Source organism: Cryobacterium psychrophilum (assembly GCF_004365915.1).
Classification (GTDB): Bacteria; Actinomycetota; Actinomycetes; order Actinomycetales; family Microbacteriaceae; genus Cryobacterium; species Cryobacterium psychrophilum.
Map to the genome: position 1 here is coordinate 311,766 of NZ_SODI01000001.1, position 15,965 is coordinate 327,730.

Sequence of the window (15,965 nt, forward strand, 5' to 3'; positions counted from 1 at the left end):
ATTGACAAGGCGCGCAGTGCTGGCCATTCTGTCGGTAGCAGACGTGTGCCGTTGGATGCGGTGGCGAGGCCAGACTGTTCTACTCGGCAGCTGATGCGAGGAGGACGACAATGCCAATTCTTGTTCCCCGGTGGGAACTCACCCTGCTCGGTTGCTGGCAATTGAAACAAAACGACCAACCGGTCGACGTCGGCGCCAGACAAAAACGCGTCATCACAGCAATCGCGCTACTGGGGATTCGGCCGCGCCACTTCATTGCCACACTGCTCTGGCCGGACGGGTCAGAGGCGCAAGCCGCCGGAAATCTCCGGGCCAGCATCTTTCGAATCTCCCACGAGCTCCCCTTCCTGATGCGCACCACCGAACCGCTTCAGCTCGGGAACCAGGTGGCCGTCGACGTGCATCAACTACGGCGGATGATCGGCGCCGTCATCGACTCAGGGGAACCGGGGGTCCCGAGCGCCACGATCGAACTCCTTCGCACGACCGAGCTGCTGCCGGGATGGTACGAAGATTGGGTTGTGTGCGAGCAGGAGTTGCTCCAGCACGAGCGCGTGGACGCGCTGGAGATCCTTGCCAGGCGGTATCTGGCCCGGGGGGATCCCTCTCATGCCATTGTGGCCGCGCGATCCGCGGCATCCATTGAACCGCTGCGGGAAAGCCTGCAGCTTCTGCTGGTGCGCGGGCATCTTGCGGCCGACAATCGCCCCTCCGCATTGAGTGCCTACCGAGATTTCTGCGTTCGCCTTCGACGCGAACTCGGCGTGGCGCCCTCACCACGCTTCGCCGCACTTCTCAAGTCTGAACTCGCCGGCACCGTTAGGGCGACCTGAAGCGCCGACCGCGGTCCCGCGCTGAAGGCGTCGTCGCACCGAGCTAGAGATCCCTAGGACTTCCTAGTATGTTAGGTGCACGTCGCTGGCACAGTCGCCCGGACATGACGGCACCATTCGAGGGGACATACATCAGATGAGCACCTACGAGAACATTTTGCTGGAACGCCGCGGTCAGGTTGGCTTGATCACACTCAACCGACCTGAGGCGCTCAACGCACTCAACGACGCCCTCATGCGCGACGTTGTGGCCGCTGCGGCCGAGCTGGATCGGGACCCGGAGATCGGTGCGATCGTGATCACCGGGTCCGAGCGAGCCTTCGCCGCCGGAGCTGACATCAAAGAGATGGCCCCGCAGTCGTACATGGAGATGTATGCCGCTGACTGGTTCGCCGGCTGGGGCTCCCTGGCGGCCGTGCGCACCCCGGTCATTGCGGCCGTCGCCGGCCACGCGCTCGGTGGCGGCTGCGAACTCGCCATGATCTGTGATTTCATCATCGCGGCCGACACCGCCAAATTTGGCCAGCCGGAAATCAAGCTTGGCGTCATTCCCGGCATCGGCGGCTCTCAGCGGCTCACCCGCGCCGTCGGCAAGGCCAAGGCCATGGAGCTCATCCTGACCGGGCGCACGATGGGCGCAGAGGAAGCGGAGCGGTGCGGCCTCGTCGCCCGCGTTGTGCCGGCTGCGGATCTCCTCACCGACGCGCTCGCGACGGCTGCGGCGATCGCGTCGCGCTCCACCCCGATTGCGATGCTCGCGAAGGAAGCGGTGAACGCGGCCTTCGAGACCACGCTTGCCGAGGGCATCCGCTTCGAACGTCGCCTCTTTCACTCGACGTTCGCGACCGAAGACCAGAAAGAGGGCATGGCGGCGTTCGTGGAGAAGCGAAGCCCGGTCTTCACCAACCGGTAGGGCAACCTACGTCGTCGGTACCCGGATTCCGTTGACGACGAGGGCCGCGAGCTCGTCATAGGCCTGGGCCGCGGTGAGGCCCGTGCTCTCCGAGATGTGCTGCTGTTGAATGCGCACCATCACGGCAGACACGGCCTCAGCGATGAATGCCGCCGGCACCTCACGAAACGCCCCGACGCGAACACCGTCGCTGATGAGTTCATGCACGCGCGCCGAGGCGAACTGCGTGTTGCGCTCATAGATGGCATTGGCCGGCGGGAACGCTGCCACGTCGTCGATGAAGGCAGCGGATGCCGGACGCAACTCGTCGCCCACCGCGCGGAGATAGGAGGCAATGCGGTCGGTCGGGTCGAGCGTGCCGTCGAGCTTACGCTCCACCCGCTCGGTCGCGCCACGAAAGAAGAACACGACGGCCTTCTGCACGAGCTGCTCGCGGCTACTGGCGAGGGAGTAGATGGTCGATTTGGAGCAGCGCAGTCGATGGGCCGCCGCTGCAAGAGTCACGTCGGAGAAACCCTCCCTGAGGAAAAGGTCAACAAGTTGGCCGAACAGTTCATCCTGACGTGCAGACCACCGTTCACGGGGACGCTGGGCGACGGTCGGAAGAGTCATGGTCGATCCTGTCTGGTGATACATATGGTGTACGCTCGTACTCGAAATCGTACCAACGATTTGCGCGAGGTAACACGAGGTAAACAATGACGTTCCGCTCCCCGACTGCCACACACCTGCCGTCCACGACGGATCTGCCAGCCCCCGCCGACCCCGTGGGCGCAGACGTACCGTATCCAACCGCCGACCTGCTGTTCATCACGGATCTACTCTCCGAGGCCGAGGGCGACCGCCTCGCTCGCGCGCGGCAGTTCTTCCAGGCGGAGGTCCGCCCGATCGCGGTCGACTTCTGGAATCGCGCCGAATTTCCCTTCGCCCTGCTCCCCAAGCTGGCCGCGCAGAACCTGAGCGGGATCGGAGAGAACGACACGAGTCACCTGCTTGCCGGCCTCCTTCAAATGGAGCTCACCCGCGCCGACACGTCCATCTCCACATTCTTCGGCGTGCATCACGAACTCTTTGCCGCCTCGATCGAGCAGCTCGGCTCCGAGGAGCAACGTGACCGGCTGCTGCCCGACCTGCTGGCGCTTCGAAAAATCGGGGCCTTCGCGCTCACGGAGCCACAGCACGGCTCCGATATTTCCCGCGCCATGGAGACCACCGCCACCGCCGACGGCGAGGACTGGGTGCTCAACGGGCACAAACGCTGGATCGGGAATGCGGCCATGGCCGACTATGTGCTGGTGTGGGCGCGCGACACCGCCGACAACCAGATCAAGGGCTTCATTGTGGAGAAGGAACGCCCCGGATTCTCCACGAGCACCATTGAGAACAAGATTGCCGTGCGAATCGTGCAGAACGCCAACATCACCCTCGACAACGTGCGCATTCCGGCCGGCAATCGACTCCCGGGCACCAACAGTTTTCGGGACACGAACGTGCTCCTGCGCAACTCCCGGGTTTGGGTCTCGTGGCAGGCCGTCGGACAGCAATTCGCGGCCTTCGACGTGGCTCGCGCCTACGCTCTGGAACGACGTCAGTTCGGGCAGCCCATTGCCGCCTTCCAGCTGATTCAGGAGCAGCTCTCGCGCATGATCGGCAATGCCACGCTCTGCCTCACGCTCATGGTGCAACTCGCCCGCCTGCAGGAGTCGGGTCGCCTGACCATGGACCAGGCCGCCCTTGCGAAATCGACGTGCACCGCACGCATGCGCGAAACCGTCGCTCTCGGGCGTGGCATCCTCGGCGGAAACGGAATCAGCACCGATTACGAGATGGCGAAGATATTTGCCGACGCCGAAGCGATCTACTCCTACGAGGGAAGCTACGAAATCAACGCTCTCCTCGTGGGTCGCGCCGTCACCGGCATCTCCGCGATCGCCTGACCGACTACCTCGCCGCATCCGGGTGTGCCCGCCCGGTGAGTTCGACGACTTCGGCCAGTTCCGCCAGGTGGTAAGCGCGTGACGCTTCGGCGGGAGTGAACGGGTCCCCCGGACGCGAAAAGTACAGGGGCTCATTCCACGCCCGCGGGATCTTCAGGAGGGTGTCATCGACCGGCCCCGCCGGCACGGTAACGATTCGCGCCGACAGGAGTTCCGCCGTCGCCTGGGCGAGCTCGCCCGGATCGCCCGCAACCCGGGCCGCCAGGCCGAGCGCCTTCGTCTGCCCATCGGTGAGGGCCAGCGGCGTGGTGGGCCACACACGCGTCGCCCGGCCACCACTGGCCATGATGCTCGCGAGGATGTCGTCGTCCGAGAGCTCCCCCGGCGCGCTCACCACGAATTCGTCGAGGACGCCACCGTCCACGGGATGCACATGGATGCTGAGAATATTGACGTCAAGTCGCGAGAAACCATGGGTGACCCGCTCCAGGGTCCCGCTCTCGTCGGGAAGTATGGTGCGTACCCGCCACAGCGCCGGCGAGGCGTGCAGGGTCGACCGTCGCCGCAGAGCCGGAGCGTGCAACCAGCGTCGAAGCAGCCGCCGCGTCCCGGGTTCGGCAACCCAGATCACGAGTGTCGTCGCCGTCAGGGCAAGGACGAGAACCTTGGCCACATAGGGCAGCTCGGTGCGCACGACAGCGGCGTGTACCAGCAGCTCGATAGGGAGAATCGTGACAACGTTCGCCACGGTCTGGCGCGTCTTGGACGCCTCCGGCAGCTGCCCGCAGTCGTCGCAGCGCAGCTCGGCGGTGGCCAACCTCGGTCTTCTCGATCTCATCATGTTCTCAGTCTGGGGAGTCCACGTTTCTCACTCGTTGCGCGCAGGTCACATGCCAGCGAATTGTGCGCAGGCGGGTACCGGCGCCCGGTCATGACCAAAGACCCTGTGATTCGGTCGTGTGCGCGCGTACGCTGGCCGCATGACTGACCAGGAGCGTGCGAATCGTGAGGTTCATGACACGGATATCTTCGCTGGCGACCTGCCCGACTTTCTCAATCGCTGGGTGTCCGCGCAACGGTGGTTTCCGAACGGGAGAGTCCCTCCCGCGCTGAGCCTCGTCGGGCAGTGGACGCTGGCCTCGCCGGATCCGGACGTGCAGCTGCGAACTCTTCTCGTTCGTGACGAATCCAGTAGAGGAACTGCGGTCTATCAGGTTCCCATCAGCGAACGCGTGGCGCCCGCCCCCCACCTTGAGCCCGCCCTCATCGGCGTGGCAGGCGAGGCAGCTGGTGCAGCTCGATTTGTGTACGACGGAACCCATGACACCGTGTGGGTCACCGCACTGCTGCGTTTCATTGTGGAACGCGGACTCGTCCCCGAGCAATTTCAGGCCTCATCCGCGACGATCGCGCGGGGACAACCGATTCACGCCGCACATCCCTCCTCCTCGCTCGCGAGCCGGGTGATCTCTTGTCCGGTGCGCTCCAGCCGGGTCCTGACCGGTGAACAGTCGAACACGTCGATCATCTGCGACCTGGGCGGCGGGGACCGTTCGGTGCCGCCGGTCATCTGCAAGGTTTTCCGAGCGATCCATCACGGGCAGAACCCGGACGTCGTCGTGCAATCGGTACTCGCGCAGGCGGGGTCGATCTATATTCCCGAGCCGCTCGGCGCCGTGGCCGGCGAGTGGAACGATCCCGGCCAGCCTGACGGACGTGCCTCCGGTCATCTCGTCTTTGTTCAGGAATTCATTCCCGACGTAGCGGACGCCTGGCGCACGGCCCTGCTCGCGGCCGCCGCCGGTGAAGACTTCAGCGAACCGGCCCGGCGCCTCGGCCACGCGACGGCGGGCGTGCACGCCGACCTCGCTGCGGCCATGCCGACACTCGAGGCGACCCCGCGCGTGATGGTCACCATGGTGACGGCCATGCTCGATCGGTTCCGTCAGGCCGCGATCGAGGTCCCCTCGCTCCTGGCCGTACGTCCTGAGGTCGAGAGAATCTTTGCGCGTGCCCTCACGGTTCCCTGGCAGCGGCTGCAGCGCATCCACGGGGATTTTCACCTCGGGCAGGTGCTGGATGTTCCGGGGCGAGGGTGGATCCTGCTCGATTTCGAGGGAGAGCCGCTTCGGGCCGTCAGCGAACGCGATCAGCCGGACGCGCCGCTTCGCGATGTCGCCGGGATGCTTCGCTCATTCGACTACGTTTCCGGCACCGTCACCCACTCGCACCCCCACCTCGACCCCGAGCGGGTTGCCGCGTGGGCGCTGGCCTGCCGACGTGCGTTTCTTCAGGGTTATGCCCTGGGATCGAAACCGCGGGGGTCACGACAGAGCATGTCCGACGGTGAGCGCGAGAGCGGCGACCACGCCGGTGACAACGCCGGTGACAACGCGCTTCTCACCGCGCTCGAACTCGACAAGGCCATTTACGAGACGGTTTACGAAACCCGAAACCGACCGGATTGGCTGCCCCTGCCCCTGGCTGCCGTGAGACGCATCACGAGCACCTACGCACGCAGCCGGAACGACCACGACTGAATGGACACGGGTGTCACCGGCGGCAGGCGGTGGACGAGTGAGGCCCGGCGGCCGACAGACGATGCGCGGGACCACTTCGCTGCCTCCTCGCCGCGCGCTGATCAACGGACTAGCCGGCCTCCTGGATTGCCAGGTTATCGGCGACGAAGTGCCAACCGTCTGCATCGGATAGGCGGTCGATGCTGGTGAGCTGGACCTTCGTGCCACCCGAATTCGAGGAGATCAGCGGAAGAGACGGGGAGCACGCAACCGTCCAATCGCCGGGCTCGGGGGCAGCGACCAGGCACGGGTCGCCGGTTGTGATTGCCTTCGCCGCGAAGTACTCGACATCGTCGATGACGGCGAGCAGGCGGGTCGATTCCGGGCTGACACTGGCGACGTCCTGAAGTTCAGCCGGCAGCACGTCGGCCTCGGTCTGATCACGATCGAACGCACCGACGCCGCTCGAATCGGAGGAACACCCCGAGAGCACCAGGACGGAGAAGGCAATCGACAATCCGGCTAATGCAATTCGAGGAAAATTCGCCGTCATATCTGAATCCTGTCATGTCCGGCCCCGCGAGAACCACATCACCCACGACTGCCCACGTTGTGGAGTCGCTGACGCTGATTCGCGCCTGAAGACGATGTACTCCGGTCGACCGCTCTCACCGAATTCTCTCGCCGGGAGGCAGAAGACGAGTTGTTCGAGGGAGAGAACCGATCACAGGCTCGCACGACGATGACACCACGTCCCAGCGACGCGCAGGTCGACACCGCCACGCAAACGTATGCACGGCTGTCCCGAACGTCCCGGCTCACCGGCCTCGTTGGCGTGCCCTCATCGATGGCAGGGTGATCGGCGTCAACCCGTTCGGGGCCTCGCGGTTCGTGGTCGTGGTCGTGGTCGTCAATGATCATTCCGGCGCAAACGCACCGGTCTTCTTCAGTCGAAAGCTCTCACAGTGGCCTGCCCTCGGGGCGACACGCTGACATGCAGCGGAACTGGCTACAGTGTGCAGCATGACGCTAAAAGCAATCGAGCCTCCTGCCCGCACGTTCAGCTGGTGGCTCACCAACGAGGAGGTCGGCCGGATGCTCGCCCACCACCGCGGCTGGCGACTATCGGACCGGGGCGCGGTCGTGGCCGGCAAGGTGCTGCACAAGACAATTGCGCCCTCGCTGGAGGTGCTCGGAACGGCGGCGCTCGCCTCCGGCTGGACGATGCGGGCGTCCGTTCCGCGCAGCGACGGAAGCGGGCCGACGCACTTCATGTGGGGCGTCTTCGACGCCCGCTCCGAGAGCGAAATCGCCGAGCAGGTGAAGTTCCTCGCGGCAGCGTGAAACTCTCACGCATTTACCGGAAATAATCTGCTAATGTCCCCTCCATAGGGGGTAGAATAATGCGGACGCAACCGTTCAGTCGAGGCGTGGGACTGGTCGTCGGAGCCATCGCCGGAAGCGCCGCGCTCCTGCTGTGGCTTGCCGTCGCATCAGATTCGCCGCCGCAGGGAAACGTGCCGAGCGAAGGCATCATCTTCGGCATCTGGCGGCTCTTCTACGATCTCGAGGCCCCGTCCCCTCGCGTGCTGCTCGCCGCTGTGGCCCTCGCCGTCATGTTTGCCGCCGGGGTCGCGCTCATCGAGATTCAGGTCTCGAACAAGGCGCGTCGCTCCTTCGACGTGCAAACGTCACCGCTGGCTCCGAAGGTGATCATGGCCGCCACCCGCGGCACGTTCCACGGCCCGGTGGTCGTGACCGTGTTGATCCCCGCCCACAACGAGGAAGCGTCCCTGCCCGACACGCTGAGGTCCATTCTGGCGCAGTCACACCGCCCCGGCCGAGTGATCGTCGTGGCCGACAACTGCACCGACGGCACCGTTGCCATCGCGCGCAGCCACGGCGTGGAGGTCGTTGAAACGGTCGAGAACACGGCCAGGAAGGCCGGCGCGCTCAACCAGGTACTACGCAGAATCCTGCCGGATCAGGGCCCGAACGACGTCATCATGGTGTTGGATGCCGACACAGCCGTTGACGACGGATTCCTCGCCGGTGCGGTCTCGCGTTTCACCAACGACCGCGGACTGATGGCGGTGGGCGGTCTCTTCTACGGCGAGGAGGGCGCGGGTCTGCTCGGGCAGCTGCAGCGTAACGAATACGTGCGTTACTCCACCCAGATCGGACGCCGCCGCGGCCGGGTCTTCGTGCTCACGGGCACGGCGTCGCTGTTTCGCAGCACGGCGCTGCGCAGCGTCGCCGCCCACCGCGGCGTGAGCATCCCGGGGATATCCGGTGATGTCTACGACACGGCCGCACTGACCGAAGACAACGAGCTGACGCTCGCGCTGAAGTCCCTCGGCGCGCTGATCATCTCCCCCGCCGAATGCACGGTCGTCACCGAGGTCATGCCGACCGTGGAAGCCCTGTGGGTGCAGCGCCTGCGTTGGCAACGCGGCGCCCTCGAAAACCTCGGCGCCTACGGCATCACACGGGCCACGTTTCGCTATTGGGCGCAGCAGCTGGGCATCGGCTACAGCGTGATCGCTCTGGGCTGCTTCGTGCTGCTCATCGTGATCACCGTTCTCGCCGTGAACGTCTGGGTCTGGTTTCCGTTCTGGCTGGGCCTCGGTTTCGTGTTCACGGCCGAACGTGTGGTGAGCGTCTGGAAGGGCGGCTGGCGCGCTCGCCTGCTCGCCGCCGCGCTGGTTCCCGAGCTGGTCTTCGATATCGTGCTGGATCTGGTCTACGTGCAGGGCATCATCGACATCACGCTCGGACGCACGGGCGCCTGGGGCCACGTGGACCATGCTCCGACCGCGACGGCCTCCGTCGAGGAGGCCTCCTCATGACCGGCTTCGTCCAGGCACTCCCCACCGGCATCCTGCTGCCAACGTCAGTGCTGCATTCCCACTTCTTTGCCATTCTGGCATCGTTCGTGGCCATCAACACGGTCATGTATGCCGCGCTCGCCATTGCAAAAATTGTGCCGATGGTGCACTTCGCTGATTTTGTCCCCGGTCGACGGCGTCGGGCCGAGACGCGCGGCATCCACCCGGATGCCGCAACCCGCGAACAGCCGGGGACGGAACGCGAGCCCGGCTGACGGCACAGAAACTGCTAACATCCCCCTAACGCGACGACGCTCGGGAGGGGTCCATGTCTGAGTGCGAACCTCAGGTGTATCGCCCCTGCGACCGGGAACTCCTCAAGGGAGCGCTTCGGGAGCTCGCAGGGCAATCCGGAATCGGAGTGATATTCGCCGGATTGGTTGACCGTTCCCAGCTCACGATCACCGAGTTCGTGGGCACCACCACGCACGGCCTACGAAACCTGGTCGTGCAAACCGGCGAGGGAATCGGTGGACGCGCGCTGCTGCAGGCCCGCCCGGTCGGCGTTTCCGACTACTTCAACTCCGACCGCATCACACACCAGCACGACAGGGCCGTACGCATCGAAGGCCTGCGCGCGATGGTGGCCCTGCCGGTCCTCGTCGGAGGCCAGCCCCGCAGCATGCTCTACGCCGCCACTCGCGACAGTGCGTCCATTGGCGAGCGATCGATCGATCTGCTCACCGCTGGTGCCTCCCTCATCTCCCGGGAACTCTTGATTCGCGACGAGGTCGACAACCGCGTCTCAATCCTCCGGGTCGTGGACCAGCACGCCACGGAGCCCCTCGACCGCGACCTGATCGAGATCGTGCGTATCGCCCACGCCGAACTGCTTTCGATGGCCCGCCTCACCACCGATCCGGCATTGTCGTTGCGGCTCCTCGCCGTGACCCAGCAGCTCGTCGGCTCCTCGAGCGTTCCGGCGGATGCCCCCCGCCTCACGCCCCGTGAATCAGATGTCCTCGCCCAAGTGGCTCTCGGCTGTTCCTATGCCGAGGTGGGCCGTCGCCTCGCCCTGCGCCCGGTCACCGTGAAGGGCTACATGCAGACCATCATGTCCAAGCTTCATGCCCATAGTCGCACCGAGGCGGTGCAGGTGGCTCGCCGGCTGCGTCTGCTGCCCTGATCCAGAATCCGCGCCGAACCACCTCCCCCAGGAGGTAGTGGCTCGCACAGCACACTGTCAGTCTGGGCATCTGCCAGGGCATAAGGCCCCGGCCACGGTGTCAAGGGAGATATCGCATGCTCGAACAAACCGCAATTCGTGAGGTGCGTCCCGCGCGGCGCCGCACATCAATGGCCAGGGTAGCCGTGGCGAGTTCCATGGGCAGCATCATCGAGTTCTACGACTTTCTGATCTACGGCACCGCAGCGGCCCTCGTCTTTCCGCAGGTGTTCTTTCCGGCTCTGGGCACGGCGGCGGGCACCCTCGCGTCGTTCGGCACCTTTGCCGTCGCCTTCGTTTCCCGCCCACTCGGAGCGATCCTGTTCGGTCATTTTGGTGACCGCCTCGGCCGCAAGAAAACACTCGTGAGCACGCTGCTCATCATGGGTATCGCCACCGTCACGATCGGCCTGCTCCCCGATGCGAGCATGATCGGTGTCGCGGCACCCATCATCCTCGTCCTGCTGCGTTTTCTTCAAGGCTTCGCCGTGGGCGGCGAATGGGCCGGTGCCGCACTGCTCGCGGCCGAATACGCTCCGCCGAAACGGCGAGGCCTGTACGCCGCGTTCCCGCAGCTCGGCCCGTCGATCGCCTTTGCACTGGCCAGCGGCACATTCCTCATCATCAACCTGACGCTTGGTGACACCTCTGACGCGTTCCTCAGCTACGGCTGGAGAATCCCGTTCATCCTCAGCGCCGTGCTTGTTGTCATCGGACTGTACATCCGCCTCAAGATCGAAGAGACTCCGGTCTTCACCGCGGAAACCGAAGCCAGGGTCGCGGCGCCGGTTGCCCGCAAGCTGCCGGTGTGGGAAGTCGTGCGTAACCAGCCGCGCCAGATCCTGCTCGGCGGGGCGTCGACCATGATGCTCTTCGCGTTCTTCTACACCGGTACCGCCTTCCTGAGCGCCTACGGCACCAACCCCGACGGGCTCGCCCACAGCCGCCCGACGATCCTCTCCCTCGGTATCCTCGGCGCCCTGGTCTTCGCCATCGGCACCATCGCAAGCGCGATTATTTCCGACCGCTTGGGCCGACGCCCGGTGATTGTGGCCTCCTGCATGATTGCTGTGCCATGGGCACTCGCCCTGTTCCCGATTCTCGACATCGGTACCGAGTGGTCATTCGCGCTCGGCCTCGCCGGTACGCTGCTCATCGTCGGAGGCATCTACGGCCCGGTCGGCGCCTATCTGCCAGAACTCTTCGCCACCCGGTATCGCTACACCGGTGCCGGAATGGCGTACAACCTGGGCGCATTGGTCGGCGGCGGCATCACTCCGCTTGTGGCGGCATCCATTGGAGCCAGCCTGGGCAGCTACTCGATCGGCCTGCTGCTTGCCGGCGTCAGCGTGGTCAGCCTGCTCGCCACCTTCGGGTTGCCGGAGACCAAGGGCATCAGCATGAAGGACTAGGGCCAAGATCCGTCACCGGACACACGCGAACAGCCCGCCGAGCTTCCCCTCAGGGAGAGCCCGGCGGGCTGTTCGCACGCACTACGTCGGCTACGGGATGTAGTTGAACTCGTCCGGGTTCGGGCCGGTGCGCTCGTCGCGGTTGAGCGCCGTGATCGAGGCGAGGTCGCCATCCGTCAGCTCGAAGTCGAAGAGCGCGAAGTTCTCGTCGACGCGGGCACGCGTGACCGACTTCGGGAAGACGACGTCGCCGCGCTGCAGGTGCCAGCGCAACGTCACCTGTGCGGCCGTGCGGCCGACGCGGTCGGCAATGGCCGTGATCACGGGATCCCCGAGCACGCCTCCCTGGGCCAGGGGTGACCAGGCTTCGGTCACGATGCCGTGCGCGTTGTTAAACGCACGCAGGGTGTCCTGTGTGAGGTACGGGTGCACCTCGATCTGGTTCACGGCGGGAACGGTGTCCGTCTCGTCGAAGAGCCGCTGCAAGTGTGCCTGCTGAAAATTGGAGACGCCGATGGATGCCACGCGGCCCGAACGCGCCATCTCTTCCATCGCCGTCCACGTCTCCACATAGTCGCCCACGGCCGGGAGCGGCCAGTGAATGAGGAAGAGGTCAATCGATTCCAGGCCGAGATCATCGAGCGTGCGGTCGAACGCGGCGAGGGCATCCGCTCGCGCATGGAAGCCGTTGTTGAGTTTGCTCGTCACGTACACCTCCGCGCGGGCGAGACCGGATTCGGCGATGGCCTGACCAACCTCCTTCTCGTTGCCGTACATCTCGGCCGTGTCAATGTGGCGGTAACCGGCCTCAAGCGCGGCGAGCGTTACGGCCTTTGCATCCGCCGCGGCGATCTGGAACGTGCCAAAACCGAGCTGGGGAATGGTGGCGCCGCTGTTGAGCGCGATGGCGGGTACGGCGGCGAGATTGGACGGTGCAGTCATGGGAACTCCTAAATCGTTGACAGGCGTGGGCTTACGGCAGATCGACGGTGACGATGATCTTGCCGCGGGTGTGCCCGACCATGTTGAGCCGGTAGGCATCCGCTGCCTCAGCGAGCGGAAAGACGCGGGCAACGTCAATGGTGAACGCGTTCTCGTCGACGAGGTCCGCGAGGCGTTGCAGATCGGCGCCGGAGGGGTCAACCCACATCCACGTTCCGCCGTGCGCCTCGGCGTCACCGTCGGCGACGGATGCGTGTCGACCGCCGTCGGCGAGCACGGCGAGGGTGGTCGTGAGCACGCCGCCCACGAAGTCGGCGACGACGTCAACGCCGGCCGGGGCCAGTGCTCGCACGAGTTCGGTGAGGCCGTCGCCGTACTCGATGGGTTCGGCGCCGAGCGCACGAAGGTAGTCGTGGTTGGCCTGCGACGCGGTGGCCAGTACGCGCGCCCCGCGGGCGACAGCGAGCTGGATCGCGAGGGACCCGACTCCCCCGGCGCCACCGTGGATCAGCACGGTGTCCCCGTCAGCGACGCCCAGACGGGTGAGCACCTGAAACGCGGTCAGGCCAGCCAGCGGCAACCCGGCGGACTGCTCCCAGGTGAGGGACCGAGGCTTCCGGGCGACGAGCCGCTCGGGAAGAGCGATGAATTCCGCGAAACTGCCGGCCTGGACGACGTCCTTCCGGCCGTTGGAGATGACCTCGTCGCCAACGGCGAAGTGCGGCGCATCGACACCGACGGCTTCGACGACACCGGCCACGTCCCAGCCGGGGACGGCGGGGAAACTGATGTCGAGCATCGGATCGAGATACCCGGCCATGACCTTCCAATCCACCGGATTGACTGCGGCCGCCTTCACCCGAATCAGGACCGTTCCCGGTCCGACCTTGGGCAGGGGCTGCTCGGTCAACTCGAGAACATCGGGGCTGCCATATTCGCTGTACGTTATTGCTTGCATTGTGGGTGGAACGTGGCCTGGCGGCAGCGTATTCCGGCGGTCAGCGTCCTCTCAGCCGACGTTCGCTCCGTCCCGGGTCCGAACGCTAGCGAAACTCCGGCGTCAGCGGTTCTTCCGACACGAGGTAGAGACGCTGCGTGGCCCGGGTCATGGCGACGTACAGCGCGCCGGCACCCCGTTCCGATACCGCGATGACGGACGCGGGTTCCACGACGATGACGGCGTCGAACTCGAGTCCCTTGGCGTCCTGGGGGGTGAGCAGGGCAATGTCCCGAGTCAGCCCCAACGGCCCACGCCCAACGAGCGGGCCGAACTCCGCCGTCAGGGCCGCATCCAACGCCGTGATCTGCGCGTCAACGGCAATAACGGCAAGGGTCCCTTCGTGCTCGAGGCGCCGATCACGACGCACGGCCTCCGCAACATCCGTGACGTATTCCACCGGCCACAGGCTCGCCCGAACGGTGCGCGAGGGCGTGATGTGCAGGCCGTGCGCAAGCGCCACGCGTTCGGCGACCTCAGCGATCTGACTCGGTGTGCGGTAGTTCACCGTGAGTTCCTCCAACCGCCACCGGCCCTCCTCCAGCGATCCCTGCAGCACGGGCTGGAGCGCGTCCTTCCAGCTGGCGGATGCGGCGGCTGACGCCGCCTGGGCGATGTCGCCCACGATCGTGAACGAGCGCCGCGGACCGCGGCGCAGCAGCAGCCGCCACTGCATCGGCGACAGCTCCTGGGCTTCGTCAACAACGACGTGGCCGTACGTCCAGGTGCGATCACGACCGGCGCGTTCCGCGGTCGTCGCGCGATCGCCCAACTCGGCAAAGCTCTCCGCGAGTTTCTTCGCGTTGACCAGACCCTTGACCTCCATGTTTTCTATGGCCGATTCCGCGTTCTCAATGTCGCGCTTGCGCTGTTCCTTGGCGGCCCGTTTCTGCGCCTGATCGACAACGTTGTATTCGCCAAGCAGTTCCGCGGCCTCGTCGAGCAGGGGAACGTCGGAGATCGTGAGTTCAGCGTCGCGTGAACGCCGAAGGAGCGCCCGCCGTGCATCCGACCACCCGGGAGTGAGCTCGGCGAGCCACTGCGGGCGCGCGAATATGTCCTGCACAAGCTTCTGCGGGGTGAGGGGCAGCCAGGCGGTGTTCAACGCGACCCTGACGTCGTCGGCCAGGCGCAGATCTTCCCGCAGCATGGGAAGATCGGTGTCGTCCATTGACCGCCCCTGCTCCTTGAGCTGGGCCAGCCACTGTTTCGCGAGCGCACCGAGCGCTATCTTCACGAAGGTGACCCGCGCCTCGTTGTGCGGTTTGCCACCGGATTGTGCCCGGGCGATGGCGTCGCGGAAGAGCTGCGGGTGCACCGTGAGGCGATCGCCGTTCACGACGAGGGTGAGGGGTTGGGCCGGCACCCGCTGACGGGAGCGAACAGCGCGCGCCATGACATCCGCCATGAAGGTCTGGCCCTTGAGCTCGGCGACCGCCGGGATGTCCTCCCGAGTCGCTTCCACCCCCGAGAAGAGTTGGCCCACCGAGGCGAGCACGACACCGGTCTCACCCAGGGACGGCAGAACGGCTTCGATGTACTGCAGGAACGACCGCGACGGACCCACAATGAGCACGCCGGAATCCCGGAGACGGTCGCGGTGCGTGTAGAGCAGGTAGGCCGCACGGTGCAGGGCGACCGCGGTTTTTCCTGTTCCCGGCCCACCCTGCACCACCAGCACGCCGGGGAGGTCAGAGCGAATGATCTTGTCCTGCTCGGCCTGGATGGTGGACACGATGTCGGTCATGTGCCCCGTGCGCTGGGCAGTGAGGGCGGCAAGCAGCGCTCCCTCACCCTGGTGCAGGGTAGCGCCGGCGTCGTCGAGCAGCGTGGCGTCAAGAATCTCGTCTTCGATACGAACGATGTTGCGTCCGCTGGACAGCAGGTGCCGCCGGGACCGGGCTCCGAGGGGGGTGGCCGCGGTCGCCTGGTAGAAGGCGCTCGCCTGGGGAACGCGCCAGTCGAGCAGGATCGGGTGCAGTTGCTCGTCGCGGAGGCCGACGCGTCCGATGTAGCGAAAAACGGGCTCCCCGGTTGTTTCATCGGCTGCTGTTTCCAACCGTCCGAACGCCAACCGATCATCAACCTCGCGCAGCTGCATGATTCTGTCTTCGTAGAGCCTCGCGAAGTTGTCCCGCTCAGACCGCGCCTGGTGATTGCCACCCACGTCGAGTCTCCGCACCGCCGTCAGCTGCTGCTCGGCCTCCCGTTGCAGCGCATCCAACCGAGCGTAGAGCGTGGTGACGTAGTCCTGTTCACGCGCAAGCTCTTGATCGATCACTCAAACTCCCCTAAACCCAAAGCTCCAGTTTAGTCGCGGTCGACCGGGTGCCTGCCCGCCACAGGGGCCAGCCGTTGT

The 15,965-nt window shown here is 65.5% G+C and carries 15 protein-coding genes; 9 read left to right on the plus strand and 6 right to left on the minus strand.

The genetic code is table 11. The features are described from left to right. Positions 1-110: 110 nt before the first annotated feature. Together EDD25_RS01445 and EDD25_RS01450 are read left to right on the plus strand one after the other, a co-directional pair. Positions 111-833, plus strand: a complete 723-nt coding sequence (locus EDD25_RS01445; protein ID WP_134171712.1) for an AfsR/SARP family transcriptional regulator — start codon at positions 111-113, stop codon at positions 831-833. A 136-nt stretch (positions 834-969) separates the two neighbouring features. After that, a complete protein-coding gene (locus tag EDD25_RS01450) occupies positions 970-1,746 on the plus strand; it encodes an enoyl-CoA hydratase (protein WP_134171713.1) in 777 nt (258 codons plus the stop codon). Positions 1,747-1,752: 6 nt separating this feature from the next. Here the strand turns inward: EDD25_RS01450 and EDD25_RS01455 are convergent, their stop codons facing one another. Then, the gene (locus tag EDD25_RS01455; protein ID WP_134171714.1) at positions 1,753-2,358 is read right to left on the minus strand and encodes a TetR/AcrR family transcriptional regulator; all 606 of its coding nucleotides are present in this window, start codon (positions 2,356-2,358) and stop codon (positions 1,753-1,755) included. Between the two features lie 86 nt (positions 2,359-2,444). Between EDD25_RS01455 and EDD25_RS01460 the strand changes: the two genes are divergently transcribed. Continuing rightward, a complete protein-coding gene (locus tag EDD25_RS01460) occupies positions 2,445-3,683 on the plus strand; it encodes an acyl-CoA dehydrogenase family protein (RefSeq protein WP_134171715.1) in 1,239 nt (412 codons plus the stop codon). A gap of 4 nt (positions 3,684-3,687) precedes the next feature. Here the strand turns inward: EDD25_RS01460 and EDD25_RS01465 are convergent, their stop codons facing one another. Further along, complete coding sequence (locus EDD25_RS01465; RefSeq protein WP_134175020.1) at positions 3,688-4,521, minus strand: ACT domain-containing protein; 834 nt, start codon at positions 4,519-4,521, stop codon at positions 3,688-3,690. A gap of 142 nt (positions 4,522-4,663) precedes the next feature. Here EDD25_RS01465 and EDD25_RS01470 point away from each other — a divergent pair, with 142 nt between their 5' ends. Then, on the plus strand, positions 4,664-6,223 hold the full coding sequence (locus EDD25_RS01470) for a maltokinase N-terminal cap-like domain-containing protein (RefSeq protein WP_134171716.1): 1,560 nt from the start codon (positions 4,664-4,666) through the stop codon (positions 6,221-6,223). A 109-nt stretch (positions 6,224-6,332) separates the two neighbouring features. On the opposite strand, the gene EDD25_RS01475 is transcribed toward EDD25_RS01470, so the two are convergent. Next, positions 6,333-6,755, minus strand: coding sequence for a hypothetical protein (locus EDD25_RS01475; RefSeq protein WP_134171717.1), 423 nt, complete (start codon positions 6,753-6,755; stop codon positions 6,333-6,335). A 470-nt stretch (positions 6,756-7,225) separates the two neighbouring features. On the opposite strand from EDD25_RS01475, the gene EDD25_RS01480 reads away from it, so the two are divergent. The 5 genes from EDD25_RS01480 to EDD25_RS01500 all read left to right on the plus strand — a co-directional run bounded on the left by EDD25_RS01480 (position 7,226) and on the right by EDD25_RS01500 (position 11,667). Then, positions 7,226-7,546 carry a hypothetical protein gene (locus EDD25_RS01480; RefSeq protein ID WP_134171718.1) on the plus strand — a complete coding sequence of 107 codons (321 nt, stop codon included), beginning with the start codon at positions 7,226-7,228 and terminating at the stop codon, positions 7,544-7,546. An 86-nt stretch (positions 7,547-7,632) separates the two neighbouring features. After that, entirely contained in the window at positions 7,633-9,051 is a 1,419-nt protein-coding gene (locus EDD25_RS01485; protein WP_241986236.1) for a glycosyltransferase family 2 protein, read from the plus strand. Then, positions 9,048-9,305, plus strand: coding sequence for a hypothetical protein (locus tag EDD25_RS01490; protein WP_134171720.1), 258 nt, complete (start codon positions 9,048-9,050; stop codon positions 9,303-9,305). Before EDD25_RS01485 ends, EDD25_RS01490 begins: the two co-directional genes overlap by 4 nt. 53 nt (positions 9,306-9,358) lie before the next feature. Further along, positions 9,359-10,216: a LuxR C-terminal-related transcriptional regulator gene (locus tag EDD25_RS01495; RefSeq protein ID WP_134171721.1), complete on the plus strand. Its 858-nt coding sequence runs from the start codon at positions 9,359-9,361 to the stop codon at positions 10,214-10,216. A gap of 116 nt (positions 10,217-10,332) precedes the next feature. Beyond that, positions 10,333-11,667: an MFS transporter gene (locus tag EDD25_RS01500; RefSeq protein ID WP_134171722.1), complete on the plus strand. Its 1,335-nt coding sequence runs from the start codon at positions 10,333-10,335 to the stop codon at positions 11,665-11,667. A gap of 90 nt (positions 11,668-11,757) precedes the next feature. Here the strand turns inward: EDD25_RS01500 and EDD25_RS01505 are convergent, their stop codons facing one another. From EDD25_RS01505 to EDD25_RS01515, 3 genes are all read right to left on the minus strand, one after another. After that, positions 11,758-12,609, minus strand: coding sequence for an aldo/keto reductase (locus EDD25_RS01505; RefSeq protein ID WP_134171723.1), 852 nt, complete (start codon positions 12,607-12,609; stop codon positions 11,758-11,760). A 31-nt stretch (positions 12,610-12,640) separates the two neighbouring features. Then, entirely contained in the window at positions 12,641-13,567 is a 927-nt protein-coding gene (locus tag EDD25_RS01510; protein ID WP_134171724.1) for an NADP-dependent oxidoreductase, read from the minus strand. 85 nt (positions 13,568-13,652) lie between these two features. Then, entirely contained in the window at positions 13,653-15,887 is a 2,235-nt protein-coding gene (locus EDD25_RS01515; protein WP_134171725.1) for a HelD family protein, read from the minus strand. Positions 15,888-15,965 lie beyond the last annotated feature (78 nt).

What these genes read in the sequence shown, in the direction of transcription:
- EDD25_RS01460 (WP_134171715.1), top strand. Translation starts at nt 2,445, where the DNA reads ATGACGTTCCGCTCCCCGACTGCCACACACCTGCCGTCCACGACGGAT.
- EDD25_RS01475 (WP_134171717.1), bottom strand. Translation starts at nt 6,755, where the DNA reads ATGACGGCGAATTTTCCTCGAATTGCATTAGCCGGATTGTCGATTGCC.
- EDD25_RS01465 (WP_134175020.1), bottom strand. Translation starts at nt 4,521, where the DNA reads ATGAGATCGAGAAGACCGAGGTTGGCCACCGCCGAGCTGCGCTGCGAC.
- EDD25_RS01455 (WP_134171714.1), bottom strand. Translation starts at nt 2,358, where the DNA reads ATGACTCTTCCGACCGTCGCCCAGCGTCCCCGTGAACGGTGGTCTGCA.
- EDD25_RS01505 (WP_134171723.1), bottom strand. Translation starts at nt 12,609, where the DNA reads ATGACTGCACCGTCCAATCTCGCCGCCGTACCCGCCATCGCGCTCAAC.
- EDD25_RS01470 (WP_134171716.1), top strand. Translation starts at nt 4,664, where the DNA reads ATGACTGACCAGGAGCGTGCGAATCGTGAGGTTCATGACACGGATATC.
- EDD25_RS01490 (WP_134171720.1), top strand. Translation starts at nt 9,048, where the DNA reads ATGACCGGCTTCGTCCAGGCACTCCCCACCGGCATCCTGCTGCCAACG.
- EDD25_RS01500 (WP_134171722.1), top strand. Translation starts at nt 10,333, where the DNA reads ATGCTCGAACAAACCGCAATTCGTGAGGTGCGTCCCGCGCGGCGCCGC.
- EDD25_RS01510 (WP_134171724.1), bottom strand. Translation starts at nt 13,567, where the DNA reads ATGCAAGCAATAACGTACAGCGAATATGGCAGCCCCGATGTTCTCGAG.
- EDD25_RS01495 (WP_134171721.1), top strand. Translation starts at nt 9,359, where the DNA reads ATGTCTGAGTGCGAACCTCAGGTGTATCGCCCCTGCGACCGGGAACTC.
- EDD25_RS01480 (WP_134171718.1), top strand. Translation starts at nt 7,226, where the DNA reads ATGACGCTAAAAGCAATCGAGCCTCCTGCCCGCACGTTCAGCTGGTGG.
- EDD25_RS01445 (WP_134171712.1), top strand. Translation starts at nt 111, where the DNA reads ATGCCAATTCTTGTTCCCCGGTGGGAACTCACCCTGCTCGGTTGCTGG.
- EDD25_RS01450 (WP_134171713.1), top strand. Translation starts at nt 970, where the DNA reads ATGAGCACCTACGAGAACATTTTGCTGGAACGCCGCGGTCAGGTTGGC.